General features: G+C 71.6%; 13 protein-coding genes. 5 read left to right on the forward strand and 8 right to left on the reverse strand.

Annotation, left to right across the window (positions count from 1 at the left end; translation table 11 throughout):
• Positions 1 to 71: 71 nt before the first annotated feature.
• The 4 genes from ACFWW9_RS32185 to ACFWW9_RS32200 all read left to right on the forward strand — a co-directional run bounded on the left by ACFWW9_RS32185 (position 72) and on the right by ACFWW9_RS32200 (position 3,539).
• A complete protein-coding gene (locus ACFWW9_RS32185; protein WP_390385744.1) occupies positions 72 to 608 on the forward strand; it encodes a hypothetical protein in 537 nt (178 codons plus the stop codon).
• An 89-nt stretch (positions 609 to 697) separates the two neighbouring features.
• Positions 698 to 1,987 carry a PepSY-associated TM helix domain-containing protein gene (locus ACFWW9_RS32190; RefSeq protein ID WP_390385746.1) on the forward strand — a complete coding sequence of 430 codons (1,290 nt, stop codon included), beginning with the start codon at positions 698 to 700 and terminating at the stop codon, positions 1,985 to 1,987.
• 38 nt (positions 1,988 to 2,025) lie between these two features.
• Complete coding sequence (locus ACFWW9_RS32195; RefSeq protein WP_390385748.1) at positions 2,026 to 2,580, forward strand: DUF3558 domain-containing protein; 555 nt, start codon at positions 2,026 to 2,028, stop codon at positions 2,578 to 2,580.
• A gap of 47 nt (positions 2,581 to 2,627) precedes the next feature.
• Complete coding sequence (locus ACFWW9_RS32200; protein ID WP_390385750.1) at positions 2,628 to 3,539, forward strand: glutaminase; 912 nt, start codon at positions 2,628 to 2,630, stop codon at positions 3,537 to 3,539.
• Here ACFWW9_RS32200 and ACFWW9_RS32205 read toward each other — a convergent pair.
• The 8 genes from ACFWW9_RS32205 to ACFWW9_RS32240 form a co-directional block, all read right to left on the reverse strand.
• Positions 3,536 to 4,306, reverse strand: coding sequence for a DeoR/GlpR family DNA-binding transcription regulator (locus tag ACFWW9_RS32205; protein ID WP_390385752.1), 771 nt, complete (start codon positions 4,304 to 4,306; stop codon positions 3,536 to 3,538). The genes ACFWW9_RS32200 and ACFWW9_RS32205 overlap by 4 nt on opposite strands.
• A 72-nt stretch (positions 4,307 to 4,378) precedes the next feature.
• Positions 4,379 to 5,683, reverse strand: coding sequence for an alpha-glucosidase/alpha-galactosidase (locus tag ACFWW9_RS32210; RefSeq protein WP_390385754.1), 1,305 nt, complete (start codon positions 5,681 to 5,683; stop codon positions 4,379 to 4,381).
• Positions 5,684 to 5,687: 4 nt separating this feature from the next.
• Positions 5,688 to 6,509 carry a ketose-bisphosphate aldolase gene (locus ACFWW9_RS32215; RefSeq protein ID WP_390385756.1) on the reverse strand — a complete coding sequence of 274 codons (822 nt, stop codon included), beginning with the start codon at positions 6,507 to 6,509 and terminating at the stop codon, positions 5,688 to 5,690.
• Between the two features lie 4 nt (positions 6,510 to 6,513).
• Positions 6,514 to 7,401 (reverse strand): 1-phosphofructokinase family hexose kinase, encoded by an 888-nt coding sequence (locus tag ACFWW9_RS32220; RefSeq protein WP_390385758.1) that lies wholly within the window; start codon positions 7,399 to 7,401, stop codon positions 6,514 to 6,516.
• Entirely contained in the window at positions 7,401 to 8,303 is a 903-nt protein-coding gene (locus ACFWW9_RS32225) for an SIS domain-containing protein (RefSeq protein WP_390385760.1), read from the reverse strand. The genes ACFWW9_RS32220 and ACFWW9_RS32225 overlap by 1 nt, the downstream gene beginning before the upstream one ends.
• A 133-nt stretch (positions 8,304 to 8,436) precedes the next feature.
• Positions 8,437 to 9,261, reverse strand: coding sequence for a carbohydrate ABC transporter permease (locus ACFWW9_RS32230; protein WP_390385762.1), 825 nt, complete (start codon positions 9,259 to 9,261; stop codon positions 8,437 to 8,439).
• Positions 9,258 to 10,193 (reverse strand): carbohydrate ABC transporter permease, encoded by a 936-nt coding sequence (locus tag ACFWW9_RS32235; RefSeq protein ID WP_390385764.1) that lies wholly within the window; start codon positions 10,191 to 10,193, stop codon positions 9,258 to 9,260. The genes ACFWW9_RS32230 and ACFWW9_RS32235 overlap by 4 nt, the downstream gene beginning before the upstream one ends.
• Positions 10,190 to 11,419, reverse strand: a complete 1,230-nt coding sequence (locus ACFWW9_RS32240) for an ABC transporter substrate-binding protein (protein WP_390385766.1) — start codon at positions 11,417 to 11,419, stop codon at positions 10,190 to 10,192. Before ACFWW9_RS32240 ends, ACFWW9_RS32235 begins: the two co-directional genes overlap by 4 nt.
• A gap of 289 nt (positions 11,420 to 11,708) precedes the next feature.
• On the opposite strand from ACFWW9_RS32240, the gene ACFWW9_RS32245 reads away from it, so the two are divergent.
• Positions 11,709 to 12,548: an endo alpha-1,4 polygalactosaminidase gene (locus ACFWW9_RS32245; RefSeq protein ID WP_390385768.1), complete on the forward strand. Its 840-nt coding sequence runs from the start codon at positions 11,709 to 11,711 to the stop codon at positions 12,546 to 12,548.
• The last annotated feature ends 214 nt before the right edge of the window (positions 12,549 to 12,762 follow it).

Here is a 12,762-nt window from a genome sequence, read left to right on the forward strand (position 1 = left end):
GACAGTTTTCCGAACCACCACGGCACGAGACCCCTTATGCGGACCGTTCCGGCTGGATAGGGTCTGGTTTCATGACCTTGATCCCCCCGACGGGCAGCGCCGGGAGAGCGGTGCGCGGAGGGGTCGTCGGGGTCGCGACCGGGGCGTTGGCGGTCGTCGCGCACGTCGAGGCGACCGGGTCGCCGCCGGACGTGGGGCTGATCGCGTTGCCCGTCGTGCTGCTGGCCGTCGCGGCCGCGGCGCTGGCGGGCCGGGAACGCGGGCCCGCGCAGATCCTCGGTCTGGTGGGCGCGGGCCAGGTGGCGATGCACGCGCTGCTGTCCCTTCCGGTGCCGCACGACCACAGCGCGCGCACGTCCGACTCCGGTGCGCTCATGGTCCTGGGGCACGTGCTGGCGACGCTGGTCGTCGTCGCGGTCCTCGCCTGCGCCGAACGCGCGGTGTTCGCGGTCACGGCGGTGCTCGCCTCCGCGCTTCCGCGCAGGCTCGCGCCGTCGGCCGTGTCCGGTCCGCCGAGGACGGTGTCGCCCGCGACGGTGTGGCTCCCCAAGGCCGAGGCCTCCCGCTGCGGCGAGCCGACCCGCCGCGGTCCCCCTCTCGCGCACTAGCCGCTCCCCTCACCCGAAATACCGTCGACGGTGGTCGACGGTCGCTCCCACGACTCCTGAAGTTCCCTGTGCGCCGCTCGGGAGAAACCATGTCCACGGCCTCGGACCCGGTGGTCCGGTCCAGCACGGGCTTGCGCGGCCTCGTGCTCCGCTGCCACTTCTACGCCGGGCTGCTCGTCGGCCCGTTCATCCTCGTCGCCGCGGTGACCGGCGTCCTCTACGCGCTCACCCCGCAGCTCGAGTCGTGGCTGTACCACGGCGCGCTGGCGGTCCCGGTGACCGCGCGCGCCCTGCCGCTGGCCGAGCAGGTGCGGGCGGCCAGGGGCGTCAACCCGCTCGGCGCGCTGGTCGCCGTGCGGCCCGCGGCCGAACCCGGCTCCACGACACGGGTCCTGTTCACCGGGCCCGGACTCCGCGCGGGCGAGCGGCGCGCGGTGTTCGTCAACCCGGCCTCGGCCCAGGTCACCGGTGAGCTGACCGTGTACGGCCCGCACGGCGTGCTGCCGTTGCGGGCGGCGCTCGCCCGGCTGCACCGCGACCTGTTCCTCGGCGAGCCCGGCAGGCTCTACAGCCGCCTCGCCGCCTCCTGGCTGTGGGTGGTCGCGCTGGGCGGCGCGGTCCTGTGGCTCACCCGGTGGCGCGGGCGGCGGGGACGGCTGGGGTCGTCCGGCTGGCACGGCGTCGTCGGCATGTGGGTGCTCGCGGGCGCGCTGGTCCTGTCCGCCACGGCTCTCGCGTGGTCGGCGGGCACGAGCGCGCCGCGGGCGCCGTCCGGGTGGATGACCCAGGCCTTCGGCGCAGGCGGGGGCAGTGCGGTCGGCCCCGACGTCACGCGGGTGGACGCGGTGCTGACCGCCGCCCGCGCGGCCGGGATCGACGCGAAGGCCGTCGAGATCGAGCTGCCCAAGGGAGCGGGGGCTCCCTGGCGGGTCGGCGACGGGTCCGACGCGGTGGCGATCGACGGCGCGACCGGCGCGGTGGTGGAGCGGAGCCGGTTCGCCGACCGGCCGTTCGTCGCGAAGCTGGCGCGCTGGGGGGTCGAGGCGCACACCGGCGCGCTGTTCGGCTGGCCGAACCAGCTGCTGCTGCTCGCCGTCGGGCTCGGACTGGTCGCGCTGGTGGTGCTCGGCTACCGGATGTGGTGGAAGCGCAGGCCGGTGCGCGGCAGCGCCTCCTCGTTCGGCAAACCGGTCGCCCGCGGCCAGTGGCGCAAAGTCGCCACCCCGGCGGTCGTGGCGCTGCTGGTGGTCGCGGGACTGGTCGGCTGGGCCGTGCCGCTGCTCGGCGTGAGCCTGCTGGGGTTCCTGGTGGTCGACGGGCTGCTCGGCCTGCGGGCCCGCCGTGGACCGACCGGTGCGCTGAACCGGGGCCGCCCCTGAGCCGTAGGACTCGGCGGGACCACCCGGAGGTGAGCACCGTGAAGTTCGCGACGATCGCGATCATCGTCACCGCGGCGGGAGCGCTGTCCGCCTGCACGTCGGAGTCCACCGCGGCGCCGAGGAGCGAGGTGCCGAAGCTCGAAGTCCCGCCGCTGAGCCTGAAGGTGTTCACCGGCAAGCCGTGCAAGGTCTTCGGCGTCGACCAGCTCGACTCGCTCGGCATGACCGGGCCCGGCGTGCCGGACCCGGAGCAGTCCACCGGCCGCTGCCGGTGGACCGACGGTGGCGCGAAGGCCACGACCATCGGCATCTCGCTGTTCGGCGAGGCGCAGGGCTTGGCGCGGGTGTACGCGGCCAAGGGCGCGTTCGGCTACTTCCAGCCGACGGAGGTCGCGGCGTACCCGGCCGTCGACCGCGACACCGGCAAGGGCACCACCGGCACCTGCTCGACCGTCGTCGGCATCGCCGAGCAGTCCGCGTTCGAGATCCAGGTGGACGTGGACGACGAGGCCTCCGCCGACTACGTCACGCCCTGCGCGATGTCCAAGCAGGTGGCGGAGATCGCACTGGCCAACATCAAGGGCGGTGGCTGAGGCCGTCGTACGATCCTGCGGCCCCCGACCGCTTGGAGAACCGCCCAGTGGACTACCAGACCCTCCTCGACAACGTCGCCGCGGAGGTCGCCCCCCTCATCGGGACGGGCAACGTCGCCGACTACATCCCGGCGCTCGCGGGTGTGGACCCGATGTCGTTCGGCATGGCCATCGCCGACCTCGACGGCGGGGTGCACGGCGTCGGCCAGTGGCGGCAGGCGTTCTCGGTGCAGAGCATCTCGAAGGTGTTCTCGCTCGCCATGACCCTGTCGCGCGACGGCCAGACGCTGTGGAAGAGCGTCGGCCGCGAGCCGTCCGGCAACCCGTTCAACTCGCTGGTGCAGTTGGAGGCGGAGAACGGGGTGCCGCGCAACCCGTTCATCAACGCGGGCGCGATCGTCGTGACCGACCACCTGGTGGAACTGGCCGGTGACGCCTCCGGCGCGCTGCTCGACTTCCTGCGCTCGGAGACGGAGGAGGACACGATCGGCTTCGACGCGGACGTGGCCGCCTCCGAGGCCGCGCACGGCGACCGCAACGCCTCGCTCGCGCACTTCATGCGCAGCTACGGCAACCTGCGCAACCCCGTGCCGACGGTGCTGGAGCACTACTTCCGCCAGTGCTCGCTGTCCATGAGCTGCGAGGAGGTCGCGCTGGCCGCCACGTTCCTGGCGCGGCACGGGGTGCTGCGCGACGGGCGGCGGCTGTTGACGCGCAGCGAGGCGAAGCAGATCAACGCGGTGATGCTGACGTGCGGCACCTACGACGCGGCGGGCGACTTCGCCTACCGGGTGGGGCTGCCCGCCAAGAGCGGCGTCGGCGGCGGCATCCTGGCCGTGATCCCGCAGCGCTGCACGATCTGCGTGTGGAGCCCCGGCCTGGACGTGCAGGGCAACTCGGTGGCCGGAGCGGCGGCGCTCGACGTGTTCACCACCATGACCGGGTGGTCGATCTTCTAGGACTGCTGGACGACCACGACCTCCACGCCGACCGCGCGGAGCTTGTCCACGCCCTCGGGCGACGCGCTGGAGTCGGTGATCACGACGTCGACCTCGCTGATGTCGGCGATCCGGGAGAACGCCCGCTTGCCGATCTTCGACCCGTCGGCCAGCACGATGACCTGGCCCGCGGTGCGCATCAGGCAGTGGTCGGTCTGCGCCTCGACCTCGTCGTGCGTGCTGATGCCGCCGCGCACGTCGATGCCGTCCACGCCGAGGAACACCACGTCGAGGCTGATGCCCGCGAGCGCGCGGTCGGCGATCGGGCCGACCAGCTCGTAGGTCTCCGGCCGGACGCCGCCGCCGGTGACCACGAGGTCGATCATCGGCCGCACGGACAGGTCGGCGGCGATGTTGAGCGCGTTCGTCACGACCTTGAGCGACCGCCCGGTGGCGAGCAGGCGGGCGAGCTCGGTGGTGGTCGTGCCGCCGTTGAGGCCGACCGAGTGCACGGACTCGTCCACGCGCTGCGCCGCGGCCTCGGCTATCTGCCGCTTCTCCTGCTCGCGGCGGCCGACCCGGTAGCGCATCGGCAGCTCGTAGATGACCTCGGCCGCGACCGCGCCGCCGTGGGTGCGCTTGAGCAGCTGCTGCTCCTCCAACGACTGGAGGTCCCGCCGGATCGAGGCGACGGACGCGCCCAGGTCGGTGGAGAGGTCGACCACGGTCACCGAGCCGGTGTCAGCCAGCCGTTCGAGGATCGCGGAAAGCCGCTGTTGCTGACGCATTCGCTCACCATAGTGCATGCTTGGTGCCCGTACGGTCGCTTTTGGGCCCCAAGCACGCACCCGGTATGCGCGTTATCGGATCCGAAGGGCCTCCGGCAGCAGGTCGCCGTGCGCGGCGGTCATGGCCGCGCACAGGTCCCGGATCTCGCCGACGGTGAGCGCGGCGGCGGTCGCCGGGTCGCACAGCACCGCGTGCCGGACGTGGTCGGGGTTCCCGGTCACGGCCGCCGCCACGGTCAGCTCGACGACGTTGAGGAAGCTCCGGTTCAACGCCGCGAGCTGCGGCGGCAGCGCTCCGACGTGGTGCGGGTGCACGCCGAGGCGGTCCAGCGTCGCGGGCACCTCCACCGCCGCGCCCGCGGGCAGGTTGTCGATCAGGCCGTGGTTGGGGACGGTGACCTGGATGGTGCGGCGCGTGCCCGTGACCAGGCTGTGCACGACCTGCGGCGCGTACTCGGTCGCGTCCTCGTCGCCGATCGGCGGCGGGGTGCGCCCCTCCGCGAGCCCGGCGCGCATCCCCTCGTACTCGGCGAGGTTGGCCGCGCTGATGCCCGCGTAGTCGCGGACGGGGATCCGCAGCCGCTCGATCTCGGCGTCGTGCCGCAGGTACCAGGGCACGTACTCCGACGAGTGCTCGCTGGTCTCCGTCGGGTAGTAGCCCAGGGCGCGGTACAGGTCCACGCGCACCCGCCGGGCCAGTCCGGGATCGGCCTCGATCGCCGCGTCCAGCGCCGGGTAGAGGTCGCGGCCCTCGTGCTGCCAGCGCAGGATCCACGCCTGGTGGTTCACGCCCGCGGAGTGGTAGTCGACCTCCTCGTGCGGGACGCCGACGAGCGCGCTCAGGTCGCGGATCGTCCAGTACACCGAGTGGCAGAGCCCGACGGCCTTCAGCGCGGGCGCCGTGGCGGCCAGGTACTGGAGGTTCATCGCCATCGGGTTGGTGTAGTTGAGCAGCCACGCGTCCGGGCACACCGCCAGCATGTCGGCGGCCAGCGCGTCGAGCACCGGGAACGTGCGCAGCGCCCGGAAGACGCCGCCGACGCCGAGCGTGTCGCCGATGGTCTGGCGCACGCCGAAGGACTCGGGCACGTCGAAGTCCACGAGGGTGGCCGCGTGGCCGCCGACCGCGATCATGTTGATCACGAAGTCCGCACCGTCGAGCGCCTCGCGGCGGGACAGCGAGGCGACGACGCGGGGCTTCGCGCCGCACAGCTCGGCGGTGTGCCGGGCCAGCGCCTCGGCGACGGCGAGCCGTTCGGGGTCGATGTCGTGCAGGGCGATGGTGGCGTCGTGCAGCTCGGGGAACGCGAGCAGGTCGCGCAGGAGCTGCCGGGTGAACTCGACGGAGCCCGCGCCCACGAAGGCGATGGTGGTCATGGCCTCACACCTCCAGCACTCGGATGAGCCGGGCGACCTCGGCGGTCATGGCCTCGCGGCCCGCGCCCAGGTAGCGGCGGGGGTCGACGAGGGCGGGGTCGTCCCCCAGCCCCGCGCGGATCGCCGCGGTGAAGTACTTGTTCAGCTGGGTCGCGATGTTGATCTTCCGCATCCCGGCGCGGACCGCCTCGGCCAGGTGCTCGTCCGCCACGCCCGACGACCCGTGCAGCACCAGGGGCACCGGCACGGCGGCGTGCAGCAGGGCGATCAGCTCGAAGTCCAGCGCCGCGTCCCGCGTGAGCATCGCGTGCGACGAGCCGACCGCCACGGCCAGCGCGTCCACGCCGGTCGCCTCGACGTACCGCGCGGCGTCGTGGGGATCGGTGCGCGCGCCCGGCTCGTGGACGCCGTTCTTCCCGCCGATCTCGCCGAGCTCGGCCTCCACCGCGACCCCGCGACCGTGGCAGCGCGCCACGACCTCCGCCGTGCGGGCCACGTTCTCGTCGTGCGGGAGCGCGGACCCGTCGAACATGACCGAGCCGAAACCCAGCTCCACGGCCTCGCGGATCAGGTCCTCGGAGGTGGCGTGGTCGAGGTGCACGGCGATCGGCGACGAGGCCGTGGCGGCGATGGCGAGCGCGGCACGGCCGATCGGCGCGAGCGACCCGTGGTAGCGCACGGCGTTCTCGCTGATCTGGAGCACCACGGACGCGCCCGTCTCGTCGGCGGCGGCCGCGATGGCCTCCGCGTGCTCGATCTGGATCACGTTGAACGCGGCGGTGGGCACGGGTCGGTCGAGCAGCTCCCGCAGCGGGACAAGCGGCATCGTCTCAGTCCTCGGTGACTCGGTGCGGCCGAACTCGCGACCTGTGGTGTTCGTAGAAGTCCCGGTCGAAGTCCCCGGCCAGCGGGGCGCGCACGGCGGCGGCCGACAGCGCGACCGCGTGCGCCAGCCGGTCGGCCCAGGGCAGGTCCCAGCAGGCGACCAGCGCCGCCACGGCCGCGTCCCCCGCGCCGGTCGGGTTGCCGACGACCCGTTCGGGCGGCGCGGCGGTCCACACGCCGTCGGCGGTGTAGGCGGTCATCCCGGCGGGCCCGTCCGACACGACCGCGGCGGCCGCGCCCAGCTCCAGCGGGTGCAGCCCGGCCGCGGCGGCGGCCAGCTCGTGCCGGTTCGGCGCGATGACCGCGGGTCCGGCGGCGGCGCCGACTGCGAGCGCCGCGCCGTCGGCGTCCAGCACGACCGGGAGGTCGGCGGCGTGGACGAGGGCGGCGTAGGCGTCCAGCGGCACGCCCCTCGGCAGCGACCCGGACAGCACCACCAGGTCGGCGTCCGCGAGCAGGTCCCGGTAGTGCCGGACGAACCCGTCCCACTCCGCTTCGGTGACCCGCGGTCCAGGTTCGACGAACATCGTCGCCTCGCCGGAGTCCTCCACGACCGCCACCGTCCGGCGGGTCTCGCCCGCGATCGGGAACAGCGCCTCGGGCACGCCCGCCGCCTCGAGTTCCGCGCGCAGCAACGCCCCGGAAGCCCCGCCCGCCAACCCGGTCGCGACGACCGGCGTGCCGAGCTTGCGCAGCACCCGCGCCACGTTGACGCCCTTGCCGCCCGCGCGGACCACCGGGTCGGCGACCCGGTGGGTGGCTCCCGCGGTGAGCCTCGCGACCGGGTAGGTCACGTCGAGGGCCGCGTTGAGCGTGACCGTGAGCGCGCGCATCAGGCGGTGCTGCGCAGGATGACGGACCGGGTCAGGTGGCGGGGCGCGTCGGGGTCGAGCCCGTGCCGCAGCGCCACGTCCACGGCCAGCCGGTGCACGGCCACCAGCTCGGCCAGCGGGTCCCGGTCCCTGGCGATCCACAGTCCACCGGTGGCCGCGACCTGGGCCTCCAGCCCGTCGGGCGGCGTGCCGAGCACCCACACCGCCGAGCGCTCGTCGGTGATCGCGATGGGCCCGTGCCGGTACTCCGCGGCCGGGTAGGTCTCCGCCCAGCTCAACGACGCCTCGCGCATCTTCAGCGCCGCCTCCGCCGCGAGACCCGTGGTCCAGCCGCCGCCGAGGAACGTGAACTGGTCGCGTTGGGCGATCCCGGCGGGCAGCGGCTCGGCCAACGCGCGCTCGGCGTCGGCGATCGCGCGGTCCAGGTCCTCGCCGAGGTGCGCGCGCAGCAGCGCGACCGCCGTCGTCGCGAACCGCGTCTGCACCACGGACCGCTCGTCGGCGAAGTCGAGCACGACGACGTCGCGCGCCAGGCCCATCACCGGGGTGGTCGGGTCGGCGACGACGGCCGTGGTGGGCGTGTCCGACGGCAGCGCGGCGAGCAGCTCGAGGATCTCGGTGGTGGTGCCCGACCGGGTCAGCGCGACCACGCGGTCGTAGGCGCGGCCCGCGGGCATCTCCGACGCGGCGAACGCGTCGGTCTCGCCGTGCCCGGCGTCCTCGCGCAGCCGGGCGTAGGCCTGGGCCATGAAGAACGAGGTGCCGCAGCCGACCACGGCGACGCGCTCGCCCCGCCGGGGCAGCGCGCGCACGGTCGCGGGATCGGCGGCCACCTCGGCCGCCCGACGCCAGCACTCCGGCTGGGAGGCGGTCTCGGTGGTGATGTGGAGGTGTGCGGGCATGAAAGCTTTCTAGCACGATCGCTCACAACCAAGCAATCATCCTGAGCGTTTGACGAATAGTGAGCGAAACCGCCGGTGGGCACGCCGACGGCCGGGACGGGCGAGCACCCGTCCCGGCCGTCGTGAAGTGCGGTTACTTGATGCCGACCGACGCCACGGACCGCACGAAGAACCGCTGCGCGACGAAGAACACGACCAGCACGGGCAGCTGGCTCAGCACCGTTCCGGCCATGAGCTTGGGCCAGTTCGTGGTGTGCGCGCCCTGGAAGCTCTGGAGTCCTATCTGGACGGTCATGGTGTCCGGGCTCTGGATGGCGATCAGCGGCCACAGGAAGTCGTTCCACGTCTGGAGGAACGTCAGCACGGCGAGCGTGGCCAGGGTCGGCCGCATCAGCGGCAGCAACACCTGGACCAGGATCCGCAGCCGTCCCGCGCCGTCGATCCGCGCGGCCTCCTCCAACTCCCTCGGCACGGTCAGGAAGAACTGCCGCATGAGGAACACCCCGAACGCCGTGGCCAGGTTCGGCGCGATCAGCGCGCCGAGCGTGTCGGTGAGGCCGACCGCGCGGACCATCACCAGCAGCGGCAGCATGACGATCTGGAACGGCACCATGAGCGTCGCGAGGATCGCCAGGAACGCGATCCGGCTCCCCAGGAACGGGATGCGCGCGAAGGCGTACCCCGCCAGCGAGCACAGCACCAGGTTGCCCACGACGCAGACCACGGACACGACGGTGCTGTTGTACAGCCACGACCCGAGCGGCGCGTCGGTCAGCGCGTCCGCGTAGTTGCTCCATTCCAGCCCGCTGGGCAGGCCGGGCGGGAAGCGCCGCGACTCCTCCCGCGTGGAGAAGGACACCAGCACCATCCACACCAGCGGCGCGATCATGACCAGCGACAGCGGCAGCAGCACCAGGTGCAGCGCGCTGGGGCGGCGGCGGATCCGGAGCGCGGTCATCGGGCCTCGAAGTGGGACGTGCGGCGGTTGAACCGCAACTGGACGACGGTGAACACGAGGATCACCAGGAACACCACGCACCCGATGGCGGCGGCGTACCCGCCGTCGAAGCTCACGAAGGCCTCGTTGTAGAGGTGGTAGACGAGCACCGTGGTCGCCCGCAGCGGACCGCCCTTGGTCGTCACGTACACCGCGTCGAACAGCTGCAAGCCGTTGATCGTCAACCACACCAGCAGGAACCCCGACGCGGGCGCGGCCTGCGGCAGCTCGACGTGCCAGAACGACTGGACCCGCCCGCACCCGTCGAGCGCGGAGGCCTCCATCAAGTCCTGCGGCACGTTCTGCAACGCGGCCAGGAAGATGATCACCGCGAACCCCAGCCACCCCCACACCGTCATGGCCACCACGGCGTACAGCGCCTGGCCGGGGTCCTGGAAGAACCCCTGCTTCGGCAGGCCCACCCCGTCCAGCAGCGCGTTGACCAGCCCGAACTGCGGGTTGCCCAGCCAGCTGAAGATGATGCCGGTGGCGACCGTCGACGTCACCAGCGGCACGAACACGGCCATCCGGTACAGCGCGATGCCGCGGACCTTCTGGTTGAGCAGCACCGCGATGGGCAGCGCCAGCACCATCGTCAACGGCACGAACAGCGCGGTGTAGACCAGGGTCCGGCGCGCGGCGTCCCAGAACAGCGGGTCCTCCGCGAGCTTGGCGTAGTTCGCCGCCCCCGCGAACGTGCCGGGGGACGTGAGGTCCGTGTGCTGGAAGGACAGCGCGAACGACCACACCACGGGCACCAGCCCGAACAGCCCGATCACCACCACCGCGGGCGCGGCGAACCCCCACCCCGCGAGGTGGTCGGCCGGGCGAACCCGCCGTCGCGGCTCGCGGGCCTCCACCAGGGGCCGCGCGGGCGTGAGCACCGCCGTCACGAGCCGGCCAGGATCTCGTCGACCTCGGCACGGGCCGCCGCCAGCGCCGCCGCCCCTTCCTCCTTGCCCAGCAGCACCGACTGCACGGCGGTGCCGAGCGCCTGCGAGATCTTCGGGTACTCCGCGATGTTCGGCCGCGCCTTGGACACGTTCTTCGCGAGGTTGTCGACGAACACCTTGTTGCCGGGGAACTTCTCCAGGAACTCGGCGTACTTGGGCAGCGACAGCTCGGACTGCCGGATCGGCAGGTGCCCGGTGTCCAGCGCGAACTCCAGGTGGATCTCCGCGGACAGCAACCACTTCAGGAACGGCCACGCGTCGGCCTTCCCGGAGTCGCCGAACACGCTGAACACGTCCGGCCCGGCGATCGTCGCGTGGGTGACCTTGCCAGGAAGGAACTGCACGCCGTACGACACGTCCTCGTTGATGGACCCGAGGTCCCAAGGCCCGGTCCACAGCATGCCGATCCGCGCGGAGTTGAAGAGGTTCACGTACTGCTGGTCGCCGGTGTCGAGGTACACGGACTTGTCGACGACGGCCATGTCGTGCAACAGCTGCATGGCTTGGCGGCCAGCGTCCGAGTCGAACGCGGCCTTCTTCCCGTCCGGGGACAGCAGGTCCCCGCCCGCCTGCCACAGCAGGGCGAGGAACCGCCACACCGTGTCCTCGCTGCCGTCGTTGACGTACGCCCACCCGTACCGGTTGTCCTCGGGCTTCGCCAGCTTCACCGCGGCGGCCCGGAAGTCCTCCCACGTCCACGACTCGGTCGGGTAGGCGACACCGACCTCGTCGAACAGCTTCTTGTTGTACACCAATGACAGGTTGTCCACGAGCGCCGGAACGCCGTACACCTTGCCGTCCACGGTCGCCGCGTCCCGCCCGGCCGCGAACAGGTCGTCCCACCCGAAGTCCTTGTCGTCACGAACCGTGGACGACAGGTCCTGCGTCTGCGGCCGCGCCGCGAGCCCGTTGAGCGACGACCCGAACTCGTACGCCACGGTCGGCGGGTTCCCCGACACGAACGACGCCAACGTCTTCTGCAACGCCCCGTCGTTGCCCCCGTTGAACACCAGCTCGACCTGCTGCTCCGGGTGCGCCGAGTTCCACCGCGAGGCCAACTTCCCCAACGCCTCGGCCTCGTGATCGGTGTACCCGTGCCACACCGTCACCTTCCCGCCAGCAGAACCGCCCGACCCACCCCCGCACGCGGCCGTCAAGGCGGCCACGCCCCCCAGGATCAAGACCGCCCTCCGACTCAGCCCACTCCCCTGCGTCATCCGGGCCTCCAGGTACGTGCGTGGTTTTGGTTGAGGCGAGTCACGCTAGAGCAGAACCGCTCACCCCGGCAAGACAACCAGGGTAAAGGATCACATTCGTTCACCAGAACTGCTTGAACGATCAAACGCCCCCACGGCACCCCACCAACACCTTGGGACTAGCCGGCCGTGACGCCGTTGTAGTTAACTCGCTCAGAACCCTGCACAATCCGTGAGCGTTTAAGGAGCATGTCACCTCATGACTCGAACCGCCTCAGCACTCAGGAAGGCCGCTCTGGCCTGCACGGCAGTGGTCCTGACCGCCACCGCCACCCAGGCCCAGGCAGCACCGAGCGCCACAGCAGCGGTACAACTCCCACCCACTCCAGCGGTCCTCGACTACCAGCTCGGCGCCGCCTACACCCCACCGTCCGGCGTCACCCTGGTGACCCGCGACAGCACCGCCACCCCGGCACCGGGCATCTACAACATCTGCTACGTCAACGGCTTCCAAACCCAACCGGAGGAGAAGGACCTCTGGCTCAAGGACCGCAAGGACCTCCTGCTGACGGACAGCAGCGGCAAACCCATCATCGACCCCGACTGGCCAGACGAGTTCATCCTCGACACCTCCACGGCAACGAAGCGCACCCGCCTGGCAGACATCACCGGCACAGTCATCCAGCGCTGCGCACAAAAGGGCTTCAAGGCAGTGGAGATCGACAACCTCGACTCCTACAGCCGCTCACGCGGCAAACTGACAGCAAGCAACAACCTCGCGTACGCCACCCTCCTCGCCACCAAGGCTCACACGTTGGGCTTGGCCATCGGCCAGAAGAACTCAGCAGAGGAAAGCGCACGGGCGCGAAGCGAGGTCGGCTTCGACTTCGCGTTCTCGGAGGAGTGCCACGCCTACGACGAGTGCTCGATGTACAGCGACGTGTACGGCACGCACGTGATGGACGTCGAGTACACGGACAACCTCCGAGGCACTTTCACCAACGTCTGCCGCGACCCGCAAACCCCGAAGACCACCACTCTGCGAGACCGCTACCTGGTCGGCCCCGGCAACAGCGCCTACCGCTACCAGCACTGCTGATCCCACACCGCTGATCCCGCTTTAGTGCAGCTTCCGGTTCCAGCGTGGCCGGGAGGCGATTTCCGTAGTGGATGTGGCCGATTTGACTTGGGGCCCCTCTTTTTGGCGCTAGTCGGGCAAAAACGGCAGGATCAAAACTTGCCGCCCGACTGAGCTTAGCGCCAAAAACCCCAAGTAAAATCGGCCGCTACGCGGCACCGCACGCTCGGCCAGG

Source organism: Umezawaea sp. NPDC059074, assembly GCF_042738955.1.
GTDB lineage: Bacteria > Actinomycetota > Actinomycetes > Mycobacteriales > Pseudonocardiaceae > Umezawaea.

What these genes read in the sequence shown, in the direction of transcription:
- ACFWW9_RS32205 (WP_390385752.1), bottom strand. Translation starts at nt 4,306, where the DNA reads ATGCGTCAGCAACAGCGGCTTTCCGCGATCCTCGAACGGCTGGCTGAC.
- ACFWW9_RS32230 (WP_390385762.1), bottom strand. Translation starts at nt 9,261, where the DNA reads ATGACCGCGCTCCGGATCCGCCGCCGCCCCAGCGCGCTGCACCTGGTG.
- ACFWW9_RS32215 (WP_390385756.1), bottom strand. Translation starts at nt 6,509, where the DNA reads ATGCCGCTTGTCCCGCTGCGGGAGCTGCTCGACCGACCCGTGCCCACC.
- ACFWW9_RS32185 (WP_390385744.1), top strand. Translation starts at nt 72, where the DNA reads ATGACCTTGATCCCCCCGACGGGCAGCGCCGGGAGAGCGGTGCGCGGA.
- ACFWW9_RS32190 (WP_390385746.1), top strand. Translation starts at nt 698, where the DNA reads ATGTCCACGGCCTCGGACCCGGTGGTCCGGTCCAGCACGGGCTTGCGC.
- ACFWW9_RS32225 (WP_390385760.1), bottom strand. Translation starts at nt 8,303, where the DNA reads ATGCCCGCACACCTCCACATCACCACCGAGACCGCCTCCCAGCCGGAG.
- ACFWW9_RS32210 (WP_390385754.1), bottom strand. Translation starts at nt 5,683, where the DNA reads ATGACCACCATCGCCTTCGTGGGCGCGGGCTCCGTCGAGTTCACCCGG.
- ACFWW9_RS32220 (WP_390385758.1), bottom strand. Translation starts at nt 7,401, where the DNA reads ATGCGCGCGCTCACGGTCACGCTCAACGCGGCCCTCGACGTGACCTAC.
- ACFWW9_RS32245 (WP_390385768.1), top strand. Translation starts at nt 11,709, where the DNA reads ATGACTCGAACCGCCTCAGCACTCAGGAAGGCCGCTCTGGCCTGCACG.